This window comes from Streptococcus sp. AS20, from assembly GCF_000524255.1.
GTDB classification, from domain to species: domain Bacteria; phylum Bacillota; class Bacilli; order Lactobacillales; family Streptococcaceae; genus Streptococcus; species Streptococcus constellatus.
Genome location: NZ_JANS01000005.1, coordinates 204672 through 229210, shown reverse-complemented (window position 1 = coordinate 229210; position 24539 = coordinate 204672). Strand labels below are relative to the sequence as shown.

The window sequence follows — 24539 nt, the reverse complement described above, 5'->3', positions numbered from 1 at the left end:
ATTCGGTTAAGCAAATACGAGAACTTGCCCTTCTCCTTTCTCTATTTGTCAACTTTCAGTATAACATCGAGTGTCACTTACCACTTTGTTTCAATTGAAAGGCAGCAATCATGTCCATAAATTCATCAAAGAGATAGCTGGCATCATGTGGCCCTGGTGCAGCATCAGGATGAAATTGCACTGAAAAAGCAGGATAGTATCTGTGACGTACACCTTCAATTGATTTATCATTGATTTCTTCATGTGTAATGATAAGCTCCTCTGGTAAACCATCACGCGAAACAGCATAACCATGATTTTGACTGGTAAAATCAATCCGACCTGTCGCAATCTCTCTGACAGCATGATTAAAGCCACGATGACCGAACCTCATTTTATAGGTATGAGCACCATTTGCCTTACTAAAAAGTTGATGTCCCATACAGATACCAAAAAGAGGAATTTTCCCTTGAATCCCTCGAATCATTTCTAGCACTTGTGGTAGGTCATCTGGATTTCCCGGACCGTTAGATAACATGACACCGTCAGGATGGAGGTACAGAATATCTGCTGCACTTGTATCATAAGGAACAACTGTCACATTACAATTGCGTGCTGCTAATTCACGAAGAATTGAATGTTTCAATCCAAAATCAACTAACACAATGCTAGGACCTGAACCCGGTGCTGGATACGATGTTTTCGTTGAAACTTGTTTGATATTATCAGTCGGCAAAACAGTTGCTTTCAACTGATCTTGAAGATGCACCATTTGGTCGCCAACATTAGCCAATGTTGCCTTCATCGTCCCATATTGCCGAATGATTTTTGTTAATGCCCTCGTATCAATACCAGCAATTCCTGGAATTTTCTTGATATTTAAAAACTCATTCAGGGTCATTTGATTGCGCCAATTACTTGCTCGGCGTGCCCACTCATAAACAACCACTCCCTTACATGTGGGAGTGATTGATTCATAGTCGTCGCGGTTAATTCCATAATTTCCAATTAACGGATAAGTAAAGGTTAAGATTTGTCCATTATAAGATTGATCTGTAATAGATTCTTGATAGCCGGTCATACCTGTATTAAACACAATTTCTCCAGTCACATCAATATCAGCCCCGAACGCCTCACCTTCAAATACCGTCCCGTCTTCCAGAATTAACAAGCGCTTTTCCATCTTTGCCCTCCGTTTGTTATTGCAGCAACGTATTAATGCTTATTATTTTTTTCGTCCATTTAGGACAGACTCGATAATTGCCATCCGAACAAATACACCATTTGTCATTTGCTCTACAATACGAGATTTTGGAGCTTCCACTAAGTGATCTGCAATTTCTACATCACGATTTACCGGAGCCGGATGCATGATGATTGCTGTATCTTTCAGCCTATCATATCGTTCCTGTGTTAGACCATGCATTTTATGGTAATTTTCTTTTGAAAAGAGCGAATCGTCATCATGACGCTCGTGTTGGACGCGCAGAAGCATCAAAACATCCACTTGGTCAACGACTTCATCAAGTGTGACAAATTGTCCATAATCAGCAAACTCTTCACTTCTCCATACATCTGGACCTGCAAAGAAAAGCTCTGCTCCAAGACGTTTTAGAATTTGCATATTGGACTTAGCCACGCGCGAGTGGTCTAAGTCACCAGCAATTGCTACCTTCAAGCCGTCAAAATGCCCAAACTCTTGATAAATGGTCATCAAATCTAGCAAACTTTGACTCGGATGTTGTCCAGAGCCATCACCACCATTGACAATTGCAGTTGTAATCGTTGGACTTTCAATCAATTCCTTGTAGTAATCCACTTCTGGATGCCGAATGACGCAAACATCTACTCCCAGGGCCGACATGGTTAATATCGTATCATACAAGGTTTCACCTTTATTGATGGAGCTCGTTTTTGAATCAAAATCAAGCAAATTACATCCCAGCTTCAATTCAGCCATTTCAAAAGCTTTGTGAGTTCGTGTAGATGGTTCAAAGAAAAGATTAGAAATAGTATGTCGTTCATCAAAATGAGCTTTCGCTCCATTTTTAAATTCAATTCCGCGTTTAATCAAACTCAATACTTCCTCATTCGTAAGAGTTTCCATTGATACAACATTTTTAAGAGCGATTTGATTGGATGACATGATGTGATTTCTCCTTTTATTAGATACGAGATATTTCTTTTAATAAAGTTAGGTGTCTAAACTAATTTTTAGGTTCCGGCAGAATAAGATAGAGCACAATTCCAAGAACTGTTGATAAAGCAACTCCCGAAATTTGCAGACCTGAAAGTTGAAGCGTTAAGCCGCCAATTCCTGCAACTAAAATTACACTGGCAATTAACAGGTTTTTCTTATTATCAAAGTCTGTTTGTTTTTCAATTAAAATTTTCAAACCACTAGAAGCGATGACTCCAAAGAGCGCAATAGAAATACCGCCTAGAACTGGAGTTGGAATAGATTGTAAGAGTGCCGATACTTTTCCGACAAAACTCATCACAATCGCAAGTACTGCTGCGCCTGCAATAACATAAACGCTATAGATTTTATTTAAAGCCATCACACCAATATTTTCACCATAACTAGTCACTGGTGGTGCACCAAAAATCCCAGCTATCACTTGTGCAAGACCGTCTCCAGCAAGAGTTTTATCCAATCCCGGGTCTTTAAAGAAATCTTTTTCGGTCAAACTATTCAGTACCATGACATGACCAAAATGCTCTGTCATAGTCACAAATGCAATTGGCGCCATTGTTAAAATTGCACTTGGATAGAATTTAACGCTATAGTCTAAGAAGGGAAGATGCATAGGTGGGACATGAAACCATGAAGCTTGAGAAACTTTTGTAAAGGAAATGATGTCTTCTCCTGTTACCGCTCCAAGAACGAGCGCAAAGACATATCCTACAATCAAGCCCAACAGCACTGGAATAATTCCTACAATCTTTTTACCATAAATATTGAAAAGAATGACTGCAAAGAGAGTAACAATCCCAATAATGAAATAAGTTAAATTATATTTACCATCTTTTAACATGACATCGTTTACCGCTGTGCTGGCCAGACTTAGTCCAATAACCATAATGATTGGTCCTACAACAACTGGCGGCAAAATTTTATCAATCCAAGCGTTTCCAGCAAATTTTACAGTGAGAGCGACAATGAAATAAACCAGACCACCAGTAATAGCTCCTTGAGCGACAGCAGCGATACCGTCTGTTTTCATCAACATTTGCATGGCTGCAATATAAGCAAAGCTAGAACCCATATAAGCTGGTACTTTGTATTTAGTAACTGTTAAATGCGCTAATGTTCCAAGACCACTTGAAAACAAGGCAACTGCTGGGTCAATTCCAACCAGAATTGGAACCAAAACCGTCGCTCCAAACATCGCAAACAAATGCTGAAATGACAATCCTACAAGTAGACCTGGCTTTGGCATATCATGAACATCGTATTTTACATTTTGACTCATTTTCTTATAACCCCTCCGCAATCAAGACACGGTCTTGACCATCCTGTTCTATCATTTCCACAATAATTTCTTCTGTTCGACTAGTTGGAATGTTTTTGCCCACATAATCTGCTCGAATCGGCAATTCACGGTGTCCGCGGTCTACTAAAACAGCCAGGCTAACACGTGACGGACGTCCCAAACTAACTAAATTATCAATAGCGGCACGAATGGTGCGTCCTGTATAGAGCACATCATCCACCAAGATAACTTCATGATCTGTAATATCAACCGGAACGTGTGTCGTATCTTCTTCCACCTTAAAGTCATCACGGAATGGTTTAGTATCCAACTCACCGATAGGTACATTGACCTTTTCAAGCTGTACCAATCGTTCCTGAATCCGTTGGGCAATGTAAACCCCCCTGGTCTTAATACCAATCAAGACAATCTTGTCTAGCTCTTTGTTGCGTTCGATGATTTCATAAGTAATGCGTGTAATAGCACGTTTCATTGTCAAACCATCAACAACTTCTTTCGTTTTCATAGAAAGCCTCCTTAAAAATAGAAAAAGTCTCCTTCACAAGGAGACTTCAGAAAATCTAGGCAAGCACAGAGAAACTACCAACAGCCTCACTGTGCGACACCATCTTATACTTTGACTCCTTGTCTGCCTCACGGGACAGATTTAAAGGATTATTTAATTTTTATAACTATATCACATTTTTTGAAAATATTCAAGAGAAAACTGTAAAGTTTTCACGGAAATCCCTAAATTGATTCTGCATATAACACAAAAACCGTACTTCTTTGTATTTCCTACAATTCATTTGCAATTTTATTGATTTTTCTCAAACGATGATTGACACCACTTTTCGTCAAAGGCTTACTAAGACTATCTGCCAATTGCTGAATAGAATAATCGGGGTGGTTGACACGCAGATAAGCAACTTCCTGTAAATCAACAGGCAAACTTTCTAAACCAACTGTATCAATAATCTTGCCAATATTGTGAATGGTCTTCATACTAGCCGTCACTGTTCGAGCGATATTAGCCGTTTCTGCATTGTTTGTCCGATTCAGGTCATTTCTAGCTTCTCGCAAAAGTTTGACCGACTCAAATTCAGTCATTGCTTTCATAGCACCAGTCACAATCAAAAAGTCCATAATATCTTCAGCTCGTTGCAGATAGGTCACCGCTCCTTTTTTACGCTCAATTATTTTTGCATCCAACAAAAATTTTCGCATTAAGGTTGCTAACCCTTCGGCATGATCAGAATAAACCGACAAGATTTCCAACTGATATTTTCCTGACTCTGGATCGCGCATACTGCCACTTGACAGAAAAGCCCCACGCAAATAAGCTCGGCTAGCTTCATCATCTGATAAAATAGCTTGATCAATACCTGCTTCAATTCCAAAAAAAGAGTCTGCCAAGTGCAAATCAGCTAAAATTTGTTCCACACTTTCATTTAAAAAAACAGTGTAAACACGATTTTTCCGAAGATTTGTTTTTTGATGATGGCGAATATCAGACTTAACGTGATAAAAAGCTGCCAATAATTCATAAATATGGCGAGCAATTTTTGCATTCTCTGTTGTAACGGATAATGTCAAACCCTGACTAGCAATTCCTAAGCTCCCTGACATTTTAATAATTGCAGATAATTCTGTTTTGTCTTTCCTGCCTAGACCGAGCAATTCTTCTTTCACTTTAATAGTAAAACTCATTTACGCACCTGTATGATCTTCATCAGTTCATCTACCACAGACTTACCGTCATGAAAAGCTCCGCCATTTTCCAAGCGAAGAAAATTAGACGAAATGACACGAGGAACTTGTTTTTTCAGGCCTTGAAAATCATGTTCAACTTGCACTAAATATTCATCAAATTTATTAGAATTCATATATTCTTGAGGAACTTGCTCAATGTTCACTAAAACCGTGTCAATAAATGCTTTCCCAAGATGACGATGCAAAACAGCTACGTGGTCACTATCTGTGAAATGCTCGGTTTCACCACGCTGCGTCATAATATTACAAACATAAGCAATCTCTGCTTGGGTTTCCAAGAGCGCTTGCCCAATTTCTTCTATCACCATATTGGGTAAGATAGAGGTAAACAATGATCCCGGTCCCAAAACTACCATATCACTTTCTAAAATTGTTTGTACCACTTTGCGACTAGCAGTTGGTTTTTGGTCATTATAGGTGTTGGTGACATAAACTCGTTCAATCATACCTTGGTGCTCTGCCAAATGACTTTCTCCAGCCACCTCACTTCCATCCGTAAATACTGCATGAAGCGTCAAAGGTGTATCACAAGACGGATAAATCTTGCCAGTTGTGTGGAAAAACTTGGTCAACAGCTGCATAGCATTATAAGTCGAACCCTGCATTTCTGAAATTCCGGCAATAATCAAGTTTCCAAGAGGATGTCCAGCTAAAGCACCGTCTTCTTCTGCAAAGCGATATTGAAAGACTTTTTCATAAAAACGAGGCATATCCGACAAAGCCACCAAAACATTTCGTAAATCACCTGGTGGTGTTAATTGCTGAATGTTTTTCCGTAATTCACCTGAACTTCCTCCGTCATCAGCGACTGTTACAATGGCTGCAATATCTACATCTTTCTTACGCAAACTGTCTAAAATCACAGAAATTCCTGTACCACCACCGATAACAGCAATTTTAGGTTTTCTCATGAACGGTTTACCGTTTCCTTTCTACGGTCTTTATCTCGATGAGACGAATGAACAGTCCAATCATTAGCCAAATCATCGGCTAAACGTTGGGCAAAAGCGACACTTCTGTGTTGACCACCTGTACAACCGACAGCAATTGTCAAAACAGACTTTCCTTCTTTTTTGTAACCCGGCAAAATAGGCTTGATAAGTGCCACTAAATGTTGATAAAATTCTTCTGACTCCGTATGATTCATGACATAATCATAAACTGCTTTATCAAGCCCTGTTTGATTGCGGAGTTCTGGTTGGTAATAAGGATTTGGTAAAAAACGCACATCAAAAACAAGATCCGCGTCTAACGGGATACCGTATTTAAAGCCGAAACTTACCACTTCAACGCGAAATGATTGGAGTTTTGTTGAGTCCGAGAAATGCTCAGAAATTGTTTTACGCAATGCACGTGGTGTTAAGTCAGTCGTATCTACCACATTTTGGCTCATGTTTTTTAATGGTGCAAGTAATTCCCGCTCTAATTTTATCCCGTCTAAAATACGCCCATCTGCCGCTAAAGGATGGCTACGTCGTGTTTCCTTGTAACGAGCGACCAATTCTGTGTCTGCTGCATCTAGAAATAAAATTTTAAAATCAAGTCCATCGTTATTTTCAATTTCATCTAAAACTTGTTGAATTTCCGAAAAGAAAGAACGACTGCGCATATCCACAACCATGGCAATTTTGTCATTGTCTTGCGTTGTTTCAACCAACTGCAAAAATTTAGGAACCAGCGTAGGAGGCATATTATCAATCGTAAAATAGCCCAAATCTTCAAAAGACTGGATGGCTACAGTCTTTCCTGCCCCACTCATTCCTGTCACAATTACTAAATGAATTTTTTTATCTGACATATCTCCTCCTTGATACAATAATCAATTTCAATATCCTAAAGTATCGTTAATTCTTTTTTATTATAACATACCAGACGTGAATCTTATAATAAAAAAGAGAGAATAACAGCGATTAATGTAGTTCTTCTCTCAATTCACATTTATATTTATTGCTTCATTCTTCATCGAACCAAAGGGCAATTTCTCGTTTGGCTGATGCTTCAGAATCTGAACCATGGACAACATTTTGAATCGTTGCACCATCCTCAGCTGCTTGCGCAAAATCCCCACGAATCGTCCCTGGTAGAGCTTCTTCTGGATGAGTAGCACCCATCATGTGACGCCAACCTGAAATCACTTGATTTCCCGATAAAATACCAACAATCAAAGGTCCACTTGTCATATACTCACGAATTGCGGGGTAAAACTCTTTTGTTAATAGAGCTTCATAATGCTGATCAATTATATGGTTTGGAACATTCGTTCTCATTTCTAATCGTTCAATTTTATAACCACGTCGTTCCACGCGCTTCAGTACTTCTCCAACCAAACCACGTTTTATACCATCTGGCTTTATAATAAAAAATGTTTGTTCCATGATTGACACACTCCTCTTTTATTACCTTTATTTTATCATAAATGAAAGAAAGTTGAAAGTCTTTTCAAAACTCTCTTTTATAAATGCCTTATCAATGTCAACGACGTTAGACACATAAAAAATACGAAGAGCCAAAACCAGACCGAGCGGAAAGCTTGCCGATATGTTCCTGGATATGCACGATTTCTCCGTACATACCTTTTTATATCTGTTTTATTTTTTAATAGGAAAATGACTGCGATGCTTGCACCAATTAGCAGGATAAACAAATGCAAGGCACCTCCTACATCGTCTGGCAAAAAAGAATAGAGATAAGTTAATCCTTCTCCGATAACTAAATTGTTAAAAATATGAAAAATCATTGCCCAGAAAATAGAATACTCCAAGGTCACATAAGAGAAGATCACTCCAACAAAAGTTGCAAAAACGAACTGCGGGAGATTACCATGAAACAAACCAAATAAGAGTGAGGACATCAGAATTGCAAAGATTTTTCCATATTTTTCAAACGTTCTTAAACCTGCCCCACGGAAAATCAATTCTTCTGAAACAGGTCCAAAAAAGCTTGCATACAAAAACATAGAAACACTATCTGAACCTGCCGAAGCTGATTCGACAGCTTTAAGCATAGTAAAACCAAATAAATTAAAGATTGTTTCAAAAATCTGATTAAACAGTACAAAACCTAATTGACCTAGAAGCAAGAAAGATAAGACTATCCCAAACGTTTTTGAAGTCATGGCTCTTTTCTGCATTCGTAAATCAGACTTAAATAATTTTCCGTCCCGATACAACCAAAAGATAAATACTCCTGCACAAACAGCAATTAGATAATAGCTGCCATCGCGTGACATAAAACTTTCCGTTGCTTTTTGGATTCTCTCAAGATTTCCGGGATAACGAATCGCTTGAAATAAGGTTACAATCGTTTGATAAATCAGACTAATCATTGCCATTACGGCCACATATAGTAGACATAAAGCAGAGAATAAACCAATATCTTTTCTTACTTGCTGATTTGTTTGCATCAGTTTCCTTTCTTTTTCAAATAACTTTTTTTACTCCAGCTATAGAGTAATAATGCGAATCCTTCATAAAAGGCAAAAAATAATAGAAAAGTATGGCAGAAAAATTCTTCCGGTAAAATCCAAATCACTGGATCTTTCACAGGATCAAAGAGCCAAGTATTGTCTCCGACAAATAAAATCTTATGAAAGAGAGTAAAAAACGCATCAAATCCGATCCCAAATGCGATAGCTCCAACAATAATTGGCAGGTAAACAATACTCAAAACGGCCTTTGAAAAAACAGATAAATAACCTTTTTTAATTATATGTTTTACAAACAAATAAACTACTGGTAAGGTTGCTAGGAAAACAATCTGAACCAGATGAAAAAGATATTTCACAGTTTGGAAATGATGCAATCCTGCTGCTGATGAGTGAAAATCGGGCATTGAGAGTTTTTGCTGGAATGGATTGGTTAGGTAATTCATCAAAATATTAAAATTGTACTGAATCGTTGTAGATTTGAGATAAACTTTGCTTTCTAAATGTAACCAAGAAATTTCCAAAGGATAAAACAACCAAGTGAGATAAATCGTCAATAAAATCGTAGCCGCTAAAAGACAGAGCATGCTCAACCAAAAGATCAGTTTAGTGCGCATCAAAATCCCACTCCGCTAAGCTAGAAAGTACATAATCTGGTTGGATTGGTAAGTCTGCTACTTCTTCTGGACGAGTAAAACCAGTTGTCACCAAAAGTGTAGGAATACCGTTATCAATCCCAGCTCGAATATCCGTAAGATAGTTATCCCCAACCATTATCACTTCTTTATGTGGCAATCCAAGACGTTCAACAGCTTTTTCCATAATAATAGCATTGGGTTTACCAATATAAACAGGTTTTACGCGAGTTGCTACTTCAATTAGAGTGATAATTGAGCCGGCCCCAGGCATGAGACCACGCTCTGTCGGAATATTAAGGTCAGGGTTGGTTCCTACAAAATGGGCTCCCTTTTGGATAGCTAAAGTAGCAATCGATAATTTTTCATAATCTACTTCCCAATCCAAACCAACAACTACATAATCCGGATTGTCGGTGTCTTCGATATAACCAGCTTCTGAAATAGCATTTTTAAGTCCAGCCTCGCCGATAACATAGACTTTCTTTCCTAGATTTTTATCATTTAAATAGTCAATCGTTGCCAAAGTTGCTGTATAAATCGTTTCAATAGGTGTTTTAACATTGAATTGTTCCGCCAACATAGCCTGAACAGTCTCAGGTGTACGTGTTGTATTATTCGTCACAAATAAATATGGAATGTTGCGCCGTTGCAACTCATGTACAAACGCTTCACCCGTAGGAATACGTTCTTTTCCTTTATAAATTGTTCCGTCTAAATCAATTAAATAGCCTTTATAAGTCACTCATTTTCTCCTCTAATTTAAAAGCTTAAATACTCCTCTAATCTATATAAATTGAAAATAGTTTTCTATTTCAACTTTTAAATCTATACTTTATTAATCAAATCGGGTTTCCCAGTTATTGGATGCCTGCGCCTCAAAACACATTGCAATTTGTTGAGTAGTCGTTTTAGATTCAGATAATGCTGGCAACGCATCTAAAGCAAAATAACCACAGGCTATCGTCTCAGCATTTGCTCTAAACTCCCCACCTAAGCTCGTACACAAAACAAATATTTTGGTAATGTGATGTACTGAGGTAGAGTTTCCTGGATTATTTTTATGTTTATCTAAAACGGCAATCAGTTTGTCTGCCTGAACTTCTAAGCCTGCCTCTTCTCTTACTTCTTTTATTGTATTGTCCTTTACAGACTGATCCACATCACACCATCCGCCCGGCAAAGCCCATAGTCCATTTTTTTCTTGAACGAGCAAAATCGTATTGTCTTTAAAAATTGCTGCCCGTGTATCCAATTTCGGTGTTTGATAGCCTGTCTCATCGCAAAACAGCTCTTTTACTTTTTCAAGTGGCATACCAGAAGGAGTGACTAGCATTTCAGCTGCAATCTGACGAATCTCCTGAAATCGCTCAATATCAAATTCATCCTTGCTATAGGCTAATCCATTTTGTGCTAAAGTCTGCAGACGAGTTGCCCATTCTAACCATTTACTATCTTCTGTCATCACAACTTCTCCATATTATACTTGCCTGGGCATTGATATCACCATCGCTAGAAATCTGATGATTACTCTCCAAGCCCTCCAAATCATAGCTAGAGGTAATTTGTCCGCCAGGTCGTACCTCCTTGACATACTTAAGATGAATTTTTCTAGGAATGTGTTTCATGAGAAAATCTGCACCCATAACCTCAAAAATCCAGTCCAAATACTTACTGTTATTAACATGGCCGTTCATATCTAAATCGTAAAAGCGGACATGGTAATCTTTGCTAATTGATTCTTTCAAATCTGGATACTTTGGTCCACGAATCAATTTTTTAGAAAACTCTGCTTCATAAGGTGCAACAATCTTTGACTCTACTGCATGCACTTTTCTACTATCTCTATCCATAAGGACAAAAGTAGCCAACATATTAATAATAGCATTTCCCGCTTCATCATAAATAGTAAACCGACGATAACAGAATAAACGATTATATGACAAAGCTTCTGTTTCAATCGTCATTTCTTCCCCAAATTTAGGCAGCCGTACTACATCAATATCATAATCCGTGATAATCCAGACTAGATTATATTTTTCCAGCATAGCTTTGTCACTAATCCCCAAATCAATGGACTGCAGCCCTGATACCTGTAAGGATAGCAAAATGACATCAGGTAGTTTGATATGACCATTCATATCTGCCATATCAAAAGGAATTTTCATTTTCATTTGATAAGTTAAACCCATAATTTACTCCAATATAAATTTCTCTGCGACTGTATCGCCCAAAAAAAGACCTTTTTTGGTCATACGGACAATGTCCCTGTCAGGTACTAAGAGCCCTTTCTCTGTCAGTTCTGTTACAACTTGACCGTACTGCCGATCAAAAGAAACACCAAATTTTTCCTCAAAGCGTTGTTTAGAAATACCTGACTTCTTGCGCAATCCCAAAAACATTTCTTCTTCCATCATCTCTTGCTTGCTAAGGCGTTCCTCACTCACACGGGCATTACCTTTTTCAACCGCCTCTAAGTAATGACGGATGGGACCATGATTCTTGTAGCGAACTCCATTGACATAACCAGATGCTCCGGCTCCGATACCAAAATATTCCGCATTGTCCCAGTACATAAGATTATGTCGACTCTCAAAACCTGGTTTAGAAAAATTGGAAATCTCATAGTGCTCAAAACCAGCTTTTTCTAACTCCTCAATGATGTATTCAAACATCTCTGCTTCCAAATCTTCTTTAGGCAGAGGGAGTTTTCCACGTCGCATCCGATTCATAAAAACCGTGTGATTTTCTAAAATTAAGCTGTAAAGACTCATGTGAGGAATATCTAGCGCAACAGCCTTGGCTACATTTTCTCGTACATTATCCATAGTTTGCTTGGGCAGCGCATAGATCAAATCAATCGAGATATTGTCAAATCCAGCCAGCTTCAGATTAACGATGTTTTCATAGATATCTTTTTCTAAATGACTTCGACCAATTTGCTTGAGCATGCGATCGTCAAAAGTCTGAACACCTAAAGATACCCTATTCACAGGTGAAACCTTTAAAACAGCAATCTTATCCGGATCCAAATCCCCTGGATTGGCTTCAATAGTCAGTTCTTCTAACAATGACAAATCCAGCTTTTTCGTCAGCTCTGCTAACAAAAACTCCAGCTGCTTCGCTGAAAGAGCTGTCGGTGTCCCACCACCGATATAAAGCGTCTGTAAATGCTTTATATTATAAGAAGTATATTCTTGAAGCAAGTGCTCTAAGTAGGCGTCAACTGGCTGATTTTTGATAAAAACCTTAGAAAAGTCACAATAATAACAAATTTGAGTACAAAACGGAATGTGTACATAGGCAGAAGTTGGTTTGGTATACATAACATTTATTATAGCATAATTTTAGTATATAGATGTTTCAAAGTTCACAACAAAAAGCATAGATCTCTTATCGATATATTCTTGCTCTACAACGAAAATACCATAAGTGTTAAAAACGTTCAACTTAATTCGCTACTTCAACTTGAACTTTTTCCAAATAATAAATTTGTTAGCAAAAAGAAGACCAAAATCTATCAATTATTCATTTTTGAATTGTACCTACCAACTCCACTATCTTCTGGAAAGTCTTGCCGTTTCGGATGGTTAGTTGCTTGTAAAAATTGGATTTGAGCAGTTTTTTATGATAGTTGGACTTGAGATAGTCCGCTTGGTCAGCATTACTATAAAAGAAAGCCGTCTGCCCAAAATGCAGCTGTTCCTTATCATTTGCCCAACTACCTGCCAACTCTTGAACGCTCTCCCAGTCTGTCTCCGGCAGATAAAAGAGAACATCTCGCCGAAAGGCTGTTTCATCCTGCCACCAAGCAGGAAGATTGGCTGTTTCTTTTTGAAGCATGGCAGAGCTGACAAGGACGAAAGACAGGGGAAAATCATAAGACTGACTAAAATAAGCAGTCAAGCTCTCCCGAATCCTCTCCTCCTGCTCCTTGCTATCAAAGAAAAGATTGCCGCTGTTGATGTAGGAGACTGGGTTTTCAAAACCCAACTCAGCCAAATCCTTCTTCAAATCAGCCATAACGACCCTGTTTTTCCCGCCGACATTAATGCCACGAAGCAAAAGTGCATAACGCATATGGTGCTCCTTACAAATATATCTATTATTTCCAAACTAACTCTTAGAATTTCTCGAGTAGATCATTCGTTTTTCTTTCACGGCTTTTCCTAGGTCAACGCTCTTTTCCTCACCGTCAAAAACAAAACCCATTTTTTCATAAAAAGCGATAGCACGTTTGTTATCTTCTAAAACCCATAATAAAATCTCTTGATAACCATCCAAGGCAGCAAAAGCGGCCTGTATGAGCTGCCGTCCTACACCCTTGCCATAATAAGCTTTTAAGACATACAAGGCGAAAATTTCACCCGCTATCGTAGCTGGATCTCGAAAATCACCGTAGCTAACAAAGCCAACCACTTTAGCATCATCCAAAGCGATCAAGGTATTTTCAGGATACTTTTGACTATAAAATCGGCACTTATCTAAAGTCATCTGCTCTTGAAATTCCGCAGGTAAAATCTCATCATAAGCTTCACGCCATGTCTGCCAATGAACTCTGGACTTCCCTTCTATCTCCTCAGCTGTTTCCATTGCTTTGATAGTGATGTCCATTTGCTTTCCTCCTTGAAATCCCTCAGTCCATCGCCTTTATCTCTAAAATCATATCGCGAATCTGTGCAGCCAGTTCGAAGTCGAGAAGTCCTGCAGCTTCTTGCATTTGTCCCTCTAGTTTCTTAATCATATCTTTACGTTCCTGTTTGTTAAGACTTTCAATTTCAACGACTTCTTCTTTGTCTGGCAGGACAGATTTGGTTACACTGATCAGGTCACGAATTTCTTTCTGGATTGTTTGCGGTACAATACCATGTTCTTCATTATAAGCCATCTGAATTTGACGGCGGCGAGCGGTCTCGTCCATAGCCTTCTGCATAGAGTCAGTCACCGTGTCCGCATACATGATGACATGACCCTCACTGTTGCGGGCAGCCCGACCAATGGTTTGGATCAAACCACGCTCATTTCGTAAGAAACCTTCTTTGTCTGCATCAAGGATAGCAACCAGACTGACCTCTGGTACATCAATTCCCTCGCGCAGCAGATTGATCCCGACCAGGACATCAAAGACACCCAGGCGCAAGTCACGGATAATCTCAGTCCGCTCCAATGTCTTGATATCCGAGTGCATGTACTTGACTTTAACTCCCATTTCTTTAAAGTAATCTGTCAAATCTTCTGCCATCTTTTTAGTCAACGTTGTGATAAACGTTCGCTCATTCTTTTCAACACGCGCATTGATTTCACCTAAAAGATCATCTATTTGTCCCATAGTCGGACGCACTTCGACTGCTGGATCCAGAAGCCCAGTTGGTCGAATAATTTGCTCAATCACCGTATCCGTTTGCTCCCGCTCATAGTCACCCGGTGTCGCAGATACATAGACAATCTGATGAACATGACTTTCAAACTCTTCCCGACGCAGCGGACGATTGTCCAAGGCAGACGGCAGGCGGAAACCATAATTGACCAGCATTTCCTTCCGCGAGCGGTCACCATTGTACATCCCTTTAATCTGCCCCATCGTCATATGACTTTCATCAATCATGATGAGAAAATCATCTGGGAAGAAATCAAGCAAGGTATAAGGTGGCTCACCTTCGCTGCGCCCATCCATGTGACGAGAATAGTTCTCAACACCGTTCGTATAGCCCATCTCACGGAGCATCTCAATATCATACTCCGTACGCTGTTTCAATCGTTGGGCTTCCAAGAGCTTTCCTTCCTTTTCAAAGATAGCCAGCTGTTGCTCCAGCTCGGCCTGAATCTTGGCAATGGCAATCTCCATATTTTCGTCATTTGTCATAAAGTGAGTAGCTGGGAAAATTGCTAAATGATCCACTTCACCCAAAACTTGTCCCGTCAACGCTTCTACTTCTCGAATACGGTCAATTTCATCACCAAAAAATTCTACTCGAAAGGCATGCTCATCACGAGAAGCCGGAAAAATTTCTACTACATCACCACGCACCCGGAATTTCCCCCGCTGAAAATCAATATCATTACGCTCAAACTGGATATCTACCAGATCATTGAGTAGCTTATCTCGGGAAATTTCTAGACCAGGACGCAAACTGACCACGCTATCGGAGTATTCCTTAGGAGATCCCAGACCATAAATGCAGCTGACTGACGCCACAACAATCACATCGTTGCGCTCCAAGAGAGCAGAGGTTGCTGAGTGACGAAGTTTATCAATCTCATCATTGACCGAGCTATCCTTTTCAATATAAGTATCACTGGAAGGCACATAAGCCTCCGGTTGGTAATAGTCATAGTAAGACACGAAGTATTCGACCGCATTGTCAGGAAAAAACTCCTTAAACTCGCCATAGAGCTGACCAGCCAGAGTTTTATTATGAGCGATGACTAAGGTCGGTTTATTGACCTTTTGAATAACCTGACTCATAGTATAAGTCTTCCCTGTTCCTGTCGCTCCCATGAGAATTTGAGCTTTTTCACCGCCTTCAATATTATCCACTAATTGCTCAATGGCTTGTGGTTGATCACCTGAAGGCTCATACTTGGAGATCAATTTAAATTTATTGTCTGTAATTCTGTTTATCATATAACACCTCTTTCTACTATTTTAACACAAGTATCATCATTTCAAATTTCTGAGCTTATTACCTTATATTTTATCCCTTAGATATACAAATTGAAAATTTACATGTCATAAAATCTAACATAAAAAACGAAAAATATTTGCTTTTTGAAGATATTTTTGATATAATTTAAAAATATTATTTAAAGGAGAGACTCATGAAGAAAAAAATCATAGCTTTTTTGTTAGCTTTACTACCACTATTTGCTACAACTAATATCCATGCAGATGCAATCAAAGTAGTATCTGATACAGCCTATGCACCTTTTGAGTTTAAAGATTCCGATCAAACTTACAAAGGTATTGACGTAGATATTATCAATAAAGTCGCTGAACTAAAAAGTTGGAACATCAATATGACTTTCCCTGGATTTGATGCAGCGGTCAATGCTGTTCAATCTGGTCAGGCAGATGCTATCATGGCTGGAATGACAAAAACCAAAGACCGTGAAAAAGTCTTCACCATGTCTGATACTTATTATGATACAAAAGTTGTCATCGCAACGACTAAAACAAATACGATTAGTAGTTATTCACAATTAAAAGGAAAAACTGTTGGGGTTAAAAACGGAACTGCTTCTCAACGTTTTTTGGAAAAAATCAAAGACAAATATAAATTTAATCTTAAAACTTTTGATACGACTGATTTGACTTATAATAGTTTGAACTCTGGTTCAATTGATGCTATGATGGATGATCAGCCTGTTATTGAATATGCTATCAAGCAAGGCCAAAACTTAAAAATTTCTATGAAAGGGGAAGCTGTTGGTAGCTTTGCGTTTGGTGTCAAAAAAGGAAGCAAGTATGAATATCTAGTAACGGAATTCAATGAAGCGCTTGCTCAAATGAAAAAAGATGGTTCTCTTGATAAAATCATCTCAAAATGGACAGGATCTACAAAGCCAACTAGTTCCACTCCAGAAACTACTACTCCTGCTGGCAAAAAAGCAACTCCTGTCAAAGCAAAATATACCATTGCTAGCGACTCTTCCTTTGCACCATTCGTTTTCCAAGATAGTAATAACAAATATACTGGGATTGACATGGATTTGATAAAAGCTATCGCCAAAGACCAAGGTTTCACGATCGAAATCACAAATCCTGGTTTTGACGCTGCTTTAAATGCTGTACAATCTGGACAAGCCGATGGAATGATTGCAGGGATGTCTGTAACAGATGCTCGTAAAGAGACCTTTGATTTCTCAGAACCATATTATACTGCAAACGCTATCCTTGCCGTCAAAGAATCAAGTACAATTGCTTCTTATAAAGACTTGAAAGGTAAAACAATCGGTGTTAAAAACGGAACTGCTTCACAAACTTTCTTAACAAAAAATCAAAGTAAATATGATTACAAAATCAAAACATTCTCTGATGCTTCTTCTATGTATGACAGTCTAAACTCTGGTTCTGTGGATGCCGTTATGGATGACGAACCTGTTGTTAAATACTCCATTAGCCAAGGCCAAAAACTGAAAACACCAATCAAAGGAACTCCTATTGGAGATACTGCTTTTGCCGTAAAAAAGGGTAGTAATCCTGAATTGATCCAAATGTTTAATAATGGTTTAGCAAATATCAAAAAAAATGGTCAGTATCAAAAAATTCTTGATAAGTATTTAAAGAAATCAAACTCAAATACTAGCTCTTCAGACAATACAGTTGATGAAACAACCATTTGGGGGCTCCTCCAAAATAACTACAAGCAATTGTTAAGTGGTCTTGGAATTACTTTGGCACTCGCACTTCTGTCATTTGCAATCGCTATGGTCATCGGCATCATCTTTGGGATGTTTAGTGTAAGTCCTGTTAAAGCACTCCGCATTATCTCAGAGGTCTTCGTAGATGTTATTCGTGGGATCCCACTTATGATTCTAGCAGCCTTTATCTTCTGGGGTATCCCAAACCTTATTGAATCAATGACAGGTCATCAAAATCCAATTAACGATTTTGTAGCTGGCACGATTGCTCTTTCACTCAATGCTGGAGCTTACATTGCAGAAATCGTTCGTGGTGGGATTCAAGCTGTTCCAGCTGGACAAATGGAAGCCAGTCGCAGTCTTGGTATTTCTTATTCCAAGACAATGAGAAAGATTATTCTGCCACAAGCAACAAAAATCATGTTACCAAATTTCGTCAATCAATTTGTGATTGCTTTGAAAGATACAACAATTGTTTCCGCCATTGGTCTTGTCGAACTTTTCCAAACAGGTAAAATCATCATTGCTCGTAACTACCAAAGTTTCAAAATGTATGCTATCCTAGCAGTTTTTTATCTGATTATCATTACTCTTTTGACTAGACTTGCAAAACGCTTAGAAAAGAGGATTAAATAATGGCTAAGTTAAAAATTGATGTCAACGATTTACATAAATACTATGGGGAAAATGAAGTTCTAAAAGGAATCACAACCAAATTCTATGAAGGGGATGTCGTTTGTATCATCGGACCTTCAGGTTCAGGAAAATCAACCTTTCTTCGCAGTTTAAATCTCCTTGAGGAAGTAACAAGTGGAACCATCACTGTGGACGGATTTGATTTGACCAATAAAAACACAGATGTTGATCTAGTTCGTGAAAATATCGGTATGGTTTTCCAACACTTCAATCTCTTCCCTCACATGACCGTTTTAGAAAACATCACCTTTGCACCTGTCGAGCACAAACGAATGACACAAGCCGAAGCTAAAAAACTCGGTATGGAGCTATTAGAAAAAGTCGGTCTCTCTGATAAAGCTGATGCCATGCCAGATAGCCTCTCAGGTGGACAAAAACAACGTGTTGCAATTGCACGGGGACTTGCTATGAATCCTGATATTATGCTCTTTGACGAACCTACTTCTGCTCTTGATCCCGAAATGGTTGGAGATGTTCTCAATGTTATGAAAGAATTGGCCAAGCAAGGCATGACTATGATTATCGTAACTCATGAAATGGGATTTGCTCGCCAAGTGGCAAACCGTGTTATCTTTACGGCTGACGGAGAGTTTTTAGAAGACGGTAAACCCGACCAAATCTTTGATAATCCACAGCACCCACGTCTAAAGGACTTCTTAGATAAAGTCTTGAATGTGTAATAACACTCCATCCCGAAAATTGTTTCGGGATTTTTTATATTCGTATTTAATTTATTCCTGATTGAAAACTTAACTCAGGTCTTTTTTGACATTAAATCACTTTTTTGTTATATTAAAATCAATGAAATTCGGAGGTAAGGAGCTTATGTACAAGAAATCTATTGCTTAAAGGAAACTTTATCTAGTAGATTTTTTGTTGTGCTCTTGCTCATTTTCAAAGAAGACAGTTTTACTTCTCAAGGCTAAATATATCCATCGCAAACTACTTGCTTTGCAATATTTGTTAGCAACCCAAAAGCAAAAACAGCTCTACTAGGTAAATAGGGCTGTTTTTCTTAGCTCTAAAATGACAATGAACATCATAAGGAGACATATATGCTACAAATTAGACATTTAACCATTACACATTTAAAAGACTTCAAAAACATGGTTAGTGATTTGTCACTCACTGTTAATACAGGTGATAAAATTGCTATTATAGGTGAAGAAGGAAATGGAAAATCTACTCTTCTCAAACTACTCATGAATGACGCACTTGTTTCAGACTATGTTAGTTATACGGGAGAGATTGAAAAAACTTATAGCCACTACGCCTATTTACCGCAAAGTTTACCTAAAAATGAAAGTAAACTCTCCCTTAACGACTATTTTTTTGGAGATTTGGAAGTAGACCTAGATTACAACAAACTTTATCGCTTCGCTCAAGAATTAAAGTTTGACAGTCAACGTTTTACTAGTCAGCAAACCTTAGCCTCTTTATCTGGTGGCGAACTATTAAAAATTCAACTTTTAAAAATCCTCTCTACTGATTGGGACCTTCTCTTTTTAGATGAGCCTTCTAATGATTTAGATCTAGATACTCTGATATGGCTAGAAAATTTTCTCCAAAATACACCTCGAACAGTTATCTTCGTTTCCCATGATGAAAGTCTTTTGAGCCATGTAGCGACAAAAATCATTCATTTGGAATTGATTAAGAAAAAGCAAGAAGCTCGGACGACTGTGAGGAATCTGAATTATGAGAATTATAGCCAAGAGAGACAGGAGACATTTAAAAAGCAAACAAAAGATGCAAAAAAAGAACGAGAAGAATATCAAAAAGCAATGGCGAAACACCAGCGAGTCAAACAAAGTGTGGAGCATGTCTTGCGTCATACTCATGACAGCACAGCCGGTAGATTACTAGCCAAAAAAATGAAAAATATTCTCTCACAAGAAAAACGTTTTAATCGAGAAGCCACTAAAATGACAGAGTTACCAACACAAGCAGATGCTATCATTCTGGAATTTCCTGCCATTTCCCCTCTTCCATCGACAAAAAGAGTACTTACTATCCAACAAATGTGTTTAAAGATAGAAGAACATATCTTAGTACGAAATATTAACTTTGAACTTTTGGGACAGGAGAAGATTGGGATTATTGGTAAAAATGGTGTCGGTAAATCTACTTTTCTCAAAGAACTGCGACATCTACTGAAAGAAAAGAGAAGCATTACACTAGGATATATGCCTCAAAACTATCATGATATTTTAAACGAAGCCGATTCTCCAATAGATTTTCTAACATCTACAGGAGAGGCTATTGAGCGAGAAAAAATCCTCACACACCTAGCCAGTCTACAATTCACACGCAATGAAGTACATCATCCCATTTCTCAACTGTCTGGTGGACAAAAGGCCAAATTGCTGCTGCTAAAAATGGTATTAGATCAGGCAAATGTCTTGTTATTAGATGAGCCAACACGTAACTTTTCTCCTACTTCGCAGCCACAAATTCGAAAACTTTTTACAAGCTATACCGGAGCTTTTATTACTGTTTCTCATGACCGTACTTTTCTAAAAGAAGTCTGTCAGAAAATCTACTACCTGACTGAAACTGGACTAGAGCAAGTAAGGAAAGAACAATTATAAGTTTTGAAAACTATATGACAGTTTACCTTAAAAACAAGATAGTTGAAAATGTGATAACAATTCTTTGAATTTGTATAAAATAGTATATCATTCCCTAAGTTTTTTTCCATTTGTTAATCTTAAATAACCAAACTTCCCTGCGCTGTCTGCATTTGATAATAAATACCTTTCGCTTGCATCAACTCCTGATGACTGCCATGTTCGACAATATCACCATCAACCAAAACCAAGATGATATCTGCATTTTGAATAGTAGACAGACGATGAGCAATGATAAAACTGGTTCTTCCTACCATTAGCTTATTAAAAGCTTTTTGAATAAGCACTTCGGTTCGTGTATCAATGGATGAAGTTGCTTCGTCTAAAATTAAGATTTTAGGTACAGCTAGAAAAACACGCGCAATCGTCAATAACTGCCGTTGTCCTTGTGATAAAGAGTCACCTGCGTCCGCTAGATAAGTGTCATAACCATTCGGTAATTGCTGAATAAAAAAATGTGCATTCGCTGCTTTAGCAGCTGCTATCACTTCTTCTCGACTCGCTTCTGGTCGCCCAAAAGCAATATTATCATGGATCGTGGTCTTTTTCAGCCACGTTTCTTGTAACACCATGCCAAACTGCCGGCGGAAGGACACTCGAGTATAATTTGTAATATCTCGATCGTCTAGCTTTATCTTGCCCGCATCCACATTATAAAATCGCATAAGGAGATTGATGAGAGTTGATTTTCCAGCACCGGTTGGACCAACAATAGCAACTTTACTTCCCGCAGGAATCGTCATATTTAAATCATGAATCAAGGGCTTGTTTTTTTCATAACCAAAACATATATGTTCAAAATGAATAGCTCCAAAGACAGTCTCACTCGTAAGTTCTTCTTTTCCAATTTCTACAAGTTCCTTTTCATCTAAAATCGTGTACAAGCGCTCTGCACAAGCAAGGGCGCTTTGTAATTCGGCCATGACAGACGAAATATCGTTGAAAGGCTTGGTGTATTGGTTGACATAATTTAAAAATGTCACTAATTGTCCGACCGTAAAGCTAGAGCCGTTGAAGATACGAGCTGCACCAAATCCTACAATCATCGCATAGATAAGAGCATTTACAAAACGCGTTGCTGGATTGACAGTCGAGGAATAGAAAATCGCTTCCTGAGAATAGTTCGCATAGCTCTCATTCCCCTTTGTAAAGCTCGCAATGAACTGCTCTTGAGCATTAAAACTTTGAATCAAACTTTCCTGAGAGAGACTTTCTTCGATAAATTGTGTCTGAAGCCCCCGAGCTGTTGTCTGTTTTTGAAACAACTTATAGCTTTTACGAGCGATAAAGTCTGCAATTAGCATGGATAAAGGGGTTAAAAGCAAGACTAATATCATCATGAAAAAGTCAATCCTTGCCATTGTCACAATCGTTACAAAAATGGTCAACACACCCACAAAAAACTGATTGAAGACCATGAGCAGACCATTATTTAACTGCTCCACGTCCGTCGTCAAGCGGCTCACTAAATCACCACTCCCTTGACGATCAAGATAAGCTAAGGGAAGGCGATGAATCTTTTGAATGACAGCGTCCCGAAGTTTCTGACTATAGCTATAAATCAACTGATTATAGATTAAAGGATTAAACCACTGAATTGCTGTATTAGCAACAATCACCATGCTCATTTTAGAAAGAATTGGAAACAAATGCTGACTTGCATCGGGAAGTAAAACACTATCAACTGCATTTCCAATTAAAATCGGCAAATAAATGGTCAAGGCAACCTGAATAATCGTTCCAACTGTGGCTAATAGGAAAACCCAACGTTGCTGTAATAAGTCACTTGCAAGGCGTTGCAAACTACTTTTAGAATATCTAGTTTTCATGCTTTTCCTCCCTGCTATGTTGTGAGAGATGAATTTCTCGATAAATATCGCTCGTTTGAAGCAAATCTTCATGTGTGCCAAGAGCGACCTGTTGTCCTTTATTCAAGACAAGTATCTGATCAGCTGCACGCAAGCTATTGGTTCGTTGAGAAATTAAAATCAAACTTGTGTTTTTTAATTCGCCTTTAATAGCCTGCAATAGTTTAGCTTCTGTTAAATAATCAAGTGCCGAAGTAGAATCATCCAATACAAGAAATGGAGCCTTTTGTAAAATAGCTCGCGCAATCGTGAGACGCTGACGCTGTCCGCCAGAAAAATTGCGTCCAAAAGCTTCTACCACCGCATCTAGCTGGTCTTCTTTTTCTCGTACAAAATCACTAGCTTGCGCAATGTCAAGAGCCCACCAGAGATGGTTATCACTCACATTATCATTTAATCCCAAAGATAAATTTGAGCGAATGGTTCCTCGAAATAATTCTGCCTTTTGTGGTACTAAACTTATCCAAGAACGCCATTCTTTAAGATTTCGAGGACTTCGATTATTTTTAAAAACAACCAACTGACCTGCATCTGCCTCATACAAATGTGCCAACAGCTGCACTAAAGTTGATTTCCCTGCTCCTGTTCCTCCAATCACTCCCAAAGTCTGACCAGATGGTAAATCAAACGAAATATTTTCTAATGCTGGACGAGCGGCTTGTGGATAGGTAAACGTAACATTTTGAGCAGAAATAGATTGATCACCCACAGAGTAAACAATCGGTAACTCTGCCAGAACATCTTCTCCCTCCTGTTCGAAAACTTCTTGAATTCGTCCAGCGCTGATGTAACTTTGGTTCAAAGAAGTAATGAGCATCGCCAATTTCAACAGTTCTATCAAAATTTGCAAAAGGTAATTGACCAAAGCAACTAATTTCCCTTGCGTTAGTAAACCATGTCCAATCGCTAGATTTCCATACCAAATAACTATAACCAGAGTACTATTCACTACGAAAAAGGTCAACGGACTAATCAAGCTAGACAATATTCCTGTTTTTATCTGCCAAGTCTTATAATTTTCATTGATATTTTGAAATTCCTGAATTTCTTTAGTTGTTTGTCCAAAAGCACGGATAACACGCACACCTTGTAATTGTTGACGTGTCATACTGACAATATTATCTGTAATCCGACGAATATTAGCATAAAGTGGATTGACGAAACGTGACATGATGTAGATAATAACGGTTAAGACTACAACCATCAGCAAAAACCACAGCGTAATACTTGGACTAATCAAAAATGCCATGATGATCGAGCCAAAAACAATAATCGGCGCACGTAAAAACAGACGAAGAAATTGATTAATACCAGTTTGAATTTGATAAGTATCACTTGTCAAACGAGTAACCAAACTAGATGCTGTCAGGTTATCTCGCTGAGCTTTTGGCAAACGCATAATTTTTTGATATAAATCTTTGGTCAATTGACGCGTAAATCCTACCGCTGCTCTTGAGGAATAATATTGGGCAATAATCGCCACCCCAACACCAAACGATGCTAGGACAACCAATAAAAAGACCATGATATAAAGATGTGTACTATCTTTTTCAGGGATTATTTGGTCAACAATTGTCGCAATCAAAATTGGCACCAATAATTCAAAACTGGCTTCTAACAATTTAAAAAGCGGTCCTAACAGGGATTCCCTCACATAACCTTTAAAATATTTCAATAAATCTTTCATGAAATCTCTT

General features: G+C 38.4%; 22 protein-coding genes. 3 read left to right on the top strand and 19 right to left on the bottom strand.

Annotation, left to right across the window (positions count from 1 at the left end; all coding sequences use genetic code 11):
• Positions 1 to 73: 73 nt before the first annotated feature.
• The 17 genes from HMPREF1514_RS02095 to uvrB form a co-directional block, all read right to left on the bottom strand.
• Positions 74 to 1162, bottom strand: coding sequence for a carbamoyl phosphate synthase small subunit (locus tag HMPREF1514_RS02095; RefSeq protein WP_037596935.1), 1089 nt, complete (start codon positions 1160 to 1162; stop codon positions 74 to 76).
• Positions 1163 to 1204: 42 nt separating this feature from the next.
• Positions 1205 to 2125, bottom strand: a complete 921-nt coding sequence (locus tag HMPREF1514_RS02090; RefSeq protein ID WP_037596934.1) for an aspartate carbamoyltransferase catalytic subunit — start codon at positions 2123 to 2125, stop codon at positions 1205 to 1207.
• Positions 2126 to 2186: 61 nt separating this feature from the next.
• Positions 2187 to 3455 (bottom strand): uracil-xanthine permease family protein, encoded by a 1269-nt coding sequence (locus HMPREF1514_RS02085; RefSeq protein WP_037596932.1) that lies wholly within the window; start codon positions 3453 to 3455, stop codon positions 2187 to 2189.
• A gap of 4 nt (positions 3456 to 3459) precedes the next feature.
• Entirely contained in the window at positions 3460 to 3981 is a 522-nt protein-coding gene (pyrR, locus tag HMPREF1514_RS02080; RefSeq protein ID WP_037596931.1) for a bifunctional pyr operon transcriptional regulator/uracil phosphoribosyltransferase PyrR, read from the bottom strand.
• A gap of 272 nt (positions 3982 to 4253) precedes the next feature.
• Entirely contained in the window at positions 4254 to 5165 is a 912-nt protein-coding gene (gene whiA, locus HMPREF1514_RS02075; protein WP_037596929.1) for a DNA-binding protein WhiA, read from the bottom strand.
• On the bottom strand, positions 5162 to 6139 hold the full coding sequence (locus tag HMPREF1514_RS02070) for a YvcK family protein (RefSeq protein WP_003035601.1): 978 nt from the start codon (positions 6137 to 6139) through the stop codon (positions 5162 to 5164). The genes whiA and HMPREF1514_RS02070 overlap by 4 nt, the downstream gene beginning before the upstream one ends.
• Positions 6136 to 7026 carry an RNase adapter RapZ gene (rapZ, locus tag HMPREF1514_RS02065; RefSeq protein ID WP_003068901.1) on the bottom strand — a complete coding sequence of 297 codons (891 nt, stop codon included), beginning with the start codon at positions 7024 to 7026 and terminating at the stop codon, positions 6136 to 6138. The genes HMPREF1514_RS02070 and rapZ overlap by 4 nt, the downstream gene beginning before the upstream one ends.
• 154 nt (positions 7027 to 7180) lie before the next feature.
• The gene (gene ndk / locus HMPREF1514_RS02060; RefSeq protein ID WP_037596927.1) at positions 7181 to 7603 is read right to left on the bottom strand and encodes a nucleoside-diphosphate kinase; all 423 of its coding nucleotides are present in this window, start codon (positions 7601 to 7603) and stop codon (positions 7181 to 7183) included.
• 77 nt (positions 7604 to 7680) lie between these two features.
• Positions 7681 to 8631 (bottom strand): CPBP family intramembrane glutamic endopeptidase, encoded by a 951-nt coding sequence (locus HMPREF1514_RS02055; RefSeq protein ID WP_037596926.1) that lies wholly within the window; start codon positions 8629 to 8631, stop codon positions 7681 to 7683.
• Positions 8631 to 9269, bottom strand: coding sequence for a TIGR01906 family membrane protein (locus HMPREF1514_RS02050; RefSeq protein ID WP_037596925.1), 639 nt, complete (start codon positions 9267 to 9269; stop codon positions 8631 to 8633). The genes HMPREF1514_RS02055 and HMPREF1514_RS02050 overlap by 1 nt, the downstream gene beginning before the upstream one ends.
• Positions 9259 to 10032 (bottom strand): TIGR01457 family HAD-type hydrolase, encoded by a 774-nt coding sequence (locus HMPREF1514_RS02045; RefSeq protein WP_037596924.1) that lies wholly within the window; start codon positions 10030 to 10032, stop codon positions 9259 to 9261. The genes HMPREF1514_RS02050 and HMPREF1514_RS02045 overlap by 11 nt, the downstream gene beginning before the upstream one ends.
• 93 nt (positions 10033 to 10125) lie before the next feature.
• Positions 10126 to 10752 (bottom strand): NUDIX hydrolase N-terminal domain-containing protein, encoded by a 627-nt coding sequence (locus HMPREF1514_RS02040; protein WP_037596923.1) that lies wholly within the window; start codon positions 10750 to 10752, stop codon positions 10126 to 10128.
• Entirely contained in the window at positions 10739 to 11479 is a 741-nt protein-coding gene (locus tag HMPREF1514_RS02035; RefSeq protein WP_037596922.1) for an acyl-[acyl-carrier-protein] thioesterase, read from the bottom strand. Before HMPREF1514_RS02035 ends, HMPREF1514_RS02040 begins: the two co-directional genes overlap by 14 nt.
• A 3-nt stretch (positions 11480 to 11482) precedes the next feature.
• Positions 11483 to 12613: a radical SAM family heme chaperone HemW gene (gene hemW / locus HMPREF1514_RS02030; RefSeq protein WP_037596921.1), complete on the bottom strand. Its 1131-nt coding sequence runs from the start codon at positions 12611 to 12613 to the stop codon at positions 11483 to 11485.
• Between the two features lie 202 nt (positions 12614 to 12815).
• A complete protein-coding gene (locus tag HMPREF1514_RS02025; protein ID WP_037596920.1) occupies positions 12816 to 13367 on the bottom strand; it encodes a DUF1697 domain-containing protein in 552 nt (183 codons plus the stop codon).
• A gap of 36 nt (positions 13368 to 13403) precedes the next feature.
• Positions 13404 to 13901, bottom strand: coding sequence for a GNAT family N-acetyltransferase (locus tag HMPREF1514_RS02020; RefSeq protein WP_037596918.1), 498 nt, complete (start codon positions 13899 to 13901; stop codon positions 13404 to 13406).
• 22 nt (positions 13902 to 13923) lie between these two features.
• Positions 13924 to 15912, bottom strand: coding sequence for an excinuclease ABC subunit UvrB (gene uvrB / locus HMPREF1514_RS02015; RefSeq protein ID WP_003068887.1), 1989 nt, complete (start codon positions 15910 to 15912; stop codon positions 13924 to 13926).
• A gap of 194 nt (positions 15913 to 16106) precedes the next feature.
• On the opposite strand from uvrB, the gene HMPREF1514_RS02010 reads away from it, so the two are divergent.
• The 3 genes from HMPREF1514_RS02010 (at position 16107) to HMPREF1514_RS02000 (ending at position 20935) form a co-directional block, all read left to right on the top strand.
• Positions 16107 to 18284, top strand: coding sequence for an ABC transporter substrate-binding protein/permease (locus HMPREF1514_RS02010; RefSeq protein WP_037596917.1), 2178 nt, complete (start codon positions 16107 to 16109; stop codon positions 18282 to 18284).
• The gene (locus tag HMPREF1514_RS02005) at positions 18284 to 19024 is read left to right on the top strand and encodes an amino acid ABC transporter ATP-binding protein (protein WP_003032251.1); all 741 of its coding nucleotides are present in this window, start codon (positions 18284 to 18286) and stop codon (positions 19022 to 19024) included. Before HMPREF1514_RS02010 ends, HMPREF1514_RS02005 begins: the two co-directional genes overlap by 1 nt.
• 375 nt (positions 19025 to 19399) lie before the next feature.
• Positions 19400 to 20935, top strand: a complete 1536-nt coding sequence (locus tag HMPREF1514_RS02000) for an ATP-binding cassette domain-containing protein (protein WP_037596915.1) — start codon at positions 19400 to 19402, stop codon at positions 20933 to 20935.
• Between the two features lie 119 nt (positions 20936 to 21054).
• Here the strand turns inward: HMPREF1514_RS02000 and HMPREF1514_RS01995 are convergent, their stop codons facing one another.
• Positions 21055 to 22803: an ABC transporter ATP-binding protein gene (locus HMPREF1514_RS01995; protein ID WP_037596914.1), complete on the bottom strand. Its 1749-nt coding sequence runs from the start codon at positions 22801 to 22803 to the stop codon at positions 21055 to 21057.
• Positions 22793 to 24529, bottom strand: a complete 1737-nt coding sequence (locus tag HMPREF1514_RS01990; protein ID WP_037596913.1) for an ABC transporter ATP-binding protein — start codon at positions 24527 to 24529, stop codon at positions 22793 to 22795. Before HMPREF1514_RS01990 ends, HMPREF1514_RS01995 begins: the two co-directional genes overlap by 11 nt.
• Between the last annotated feature and the right edge of the window lie 10 nt (positions 24530 to 24539).

Excerpts from the sequence above, each read along its gene's own strand:
- HMPREF1514_RS02055 (WP_037596926.1), bottom strand. The coding sequence starts at position 8,631 with ATGCAAACAAATCAGCAAGTAAGAAAAGATATTGGTTTATTCTCTGCT.
- HMPREF1514_RS02035 (WP_037596922.1), bottom strand. The coding sequence starts at position 11,479 with ATGGGTTTAACTTATCAAATGAAAATGAAAATTCCTTTTGATATGGCA.
- uvrB (WP_003068887.1), bottom strand. The coding sequence starts at position 15,912 with ATGATAAACAGAATTACAGACAATAAATTTAAATTGATCTCCAAGTAT.
- HMPREF1514_RS02050 (WP_037596925.1), bottom strand. The coding sequence starts at position 9,269 with ATGCGCACTAAACTGATCTTTTGGTTGAGCATGCTCTGTCTTTTAGCG.
- HMPREF1514_RS02025 (WP_037596920.1), bottom strand. The coding sequence starts at position 13,367 with ATGCGTTATGCACTTTTGCTTCGTGGCATTAATGTCGGCGGGAAAAAC.
- HMPREF1514_RS02070 (WP_003035601.1), bottom strand. The coding sequence starts at position 6,139 with ATGAGAAAACCTAAAATTGCTGTTATCGGTGGTGGTACAGGAATTTCT.
- HMPREF1514_RS02000 (WP_037596915.1), top strand. The coding sequence starts at position 19,400 with ATGCTACAAATTAGACATTTAACCATTACACATTTAAAAGACTTCAAA.
- HMPREF1514_RS01995 (WP_037596914.1), bottom strand. The coding sequence starts at position 22,803 with ATGAAAACTAGATATTCTAAAAGTAGTTTGCAACGCCTTGCAAGTGAC.
- HMPREF1514_RS02005 (WP_003032251.1), top strand. The coding sequence starts at position 18,284 with ATGGCTAAGTTAAAAATTGATGTCAACGATTTACATAAATACTATGGG.
- pyrR (WP_037596931.1), bottom strand. The coding sequence starts at position 3,981 with ATGAAAACGAAAGAAGTTGTTGATGGTTTGACAATGAAACGTGCTATT.
- whiA (WP_037596929.1), bottom strand. The coding sequence starts at position 5,165 with ATGAGTTTTACTATTAAAGTGAAAGAAGAATTGCTCGGTCTAGGCAGG.
- HMPREF1514_RS02085 (WP_037596932.1), bottom strand. The coding sequence starts at position 3,455 with ATGAGTCAAAATGTAAAATACGATGTTCATGATATGCCAAAGCCAGGT.
- HMPREF1514_RS02090 (WP_037596934.1), bottom strand. The coding sequence starts at position 2,125 with ATGTCATCCAATCAAATCGCTCTTAAAAATGTTGTATCAATGGAAACT.
- HMPREF1514_RS02040 (WP_037596923.1), bottom strand. The coding sequence starts at position 10,752 with ATGACAGAAGATAGTAAATGGTTAGAATGGGCAACTCGTCTGCAGACT.
- ndk (WP_037596927.1), bottom strand. The coding sequence starts at position 7,603 with ATGGAACAAACATTTTTTATTATAAAGCCAGATGGTATAAAACGTGGT.
- HMPREF1514_RS02020 (WP_037596918.1), bottom strand. The coding sequence starts at position 13,901 with ATGGACATCACTATCAAAGCAATGGAAACAGCTGAGGAGATAGAAGGG.
- HMPREF1514_RS02095 (WP_037596935.1), bottom strand. The coding sequence starts at position 1,162 with ATGGAAAAGCGCTTGTTAATTCTGGAAGACGGGACGGTATTTGAAGGT.
- HMPREF1514_RS01990 (WP_037596913.1), bottom strand. The coding sequence starts at position 24,529 with ATGAAAGATTTATTGAAATATTTTAAAGGTTATGTGAGGGAATCCCTG.
- hemW (WP_037596921.1), bottom strand. The coding sequence starts at position 12,613 with ATGTATACCAAACCAACTTCTGCCTATGTACACATTCCGTTTTGTACT.
- rapZ (WP_003068901.1), bottom strand. The coding sequence starts at position 7,026 with ATGTCAGATAAAAAAATTCATTTAGTAATTGTGACAGGAATGAGTGGG.
- HMPREF1514_RS02010 (WP_037596917.1), top strand. The coding sequence starts at position 16,107 with ATGAAGAAAAAAATCATAGCTTTTTTGTTAGCTTTACTACCACTATTT.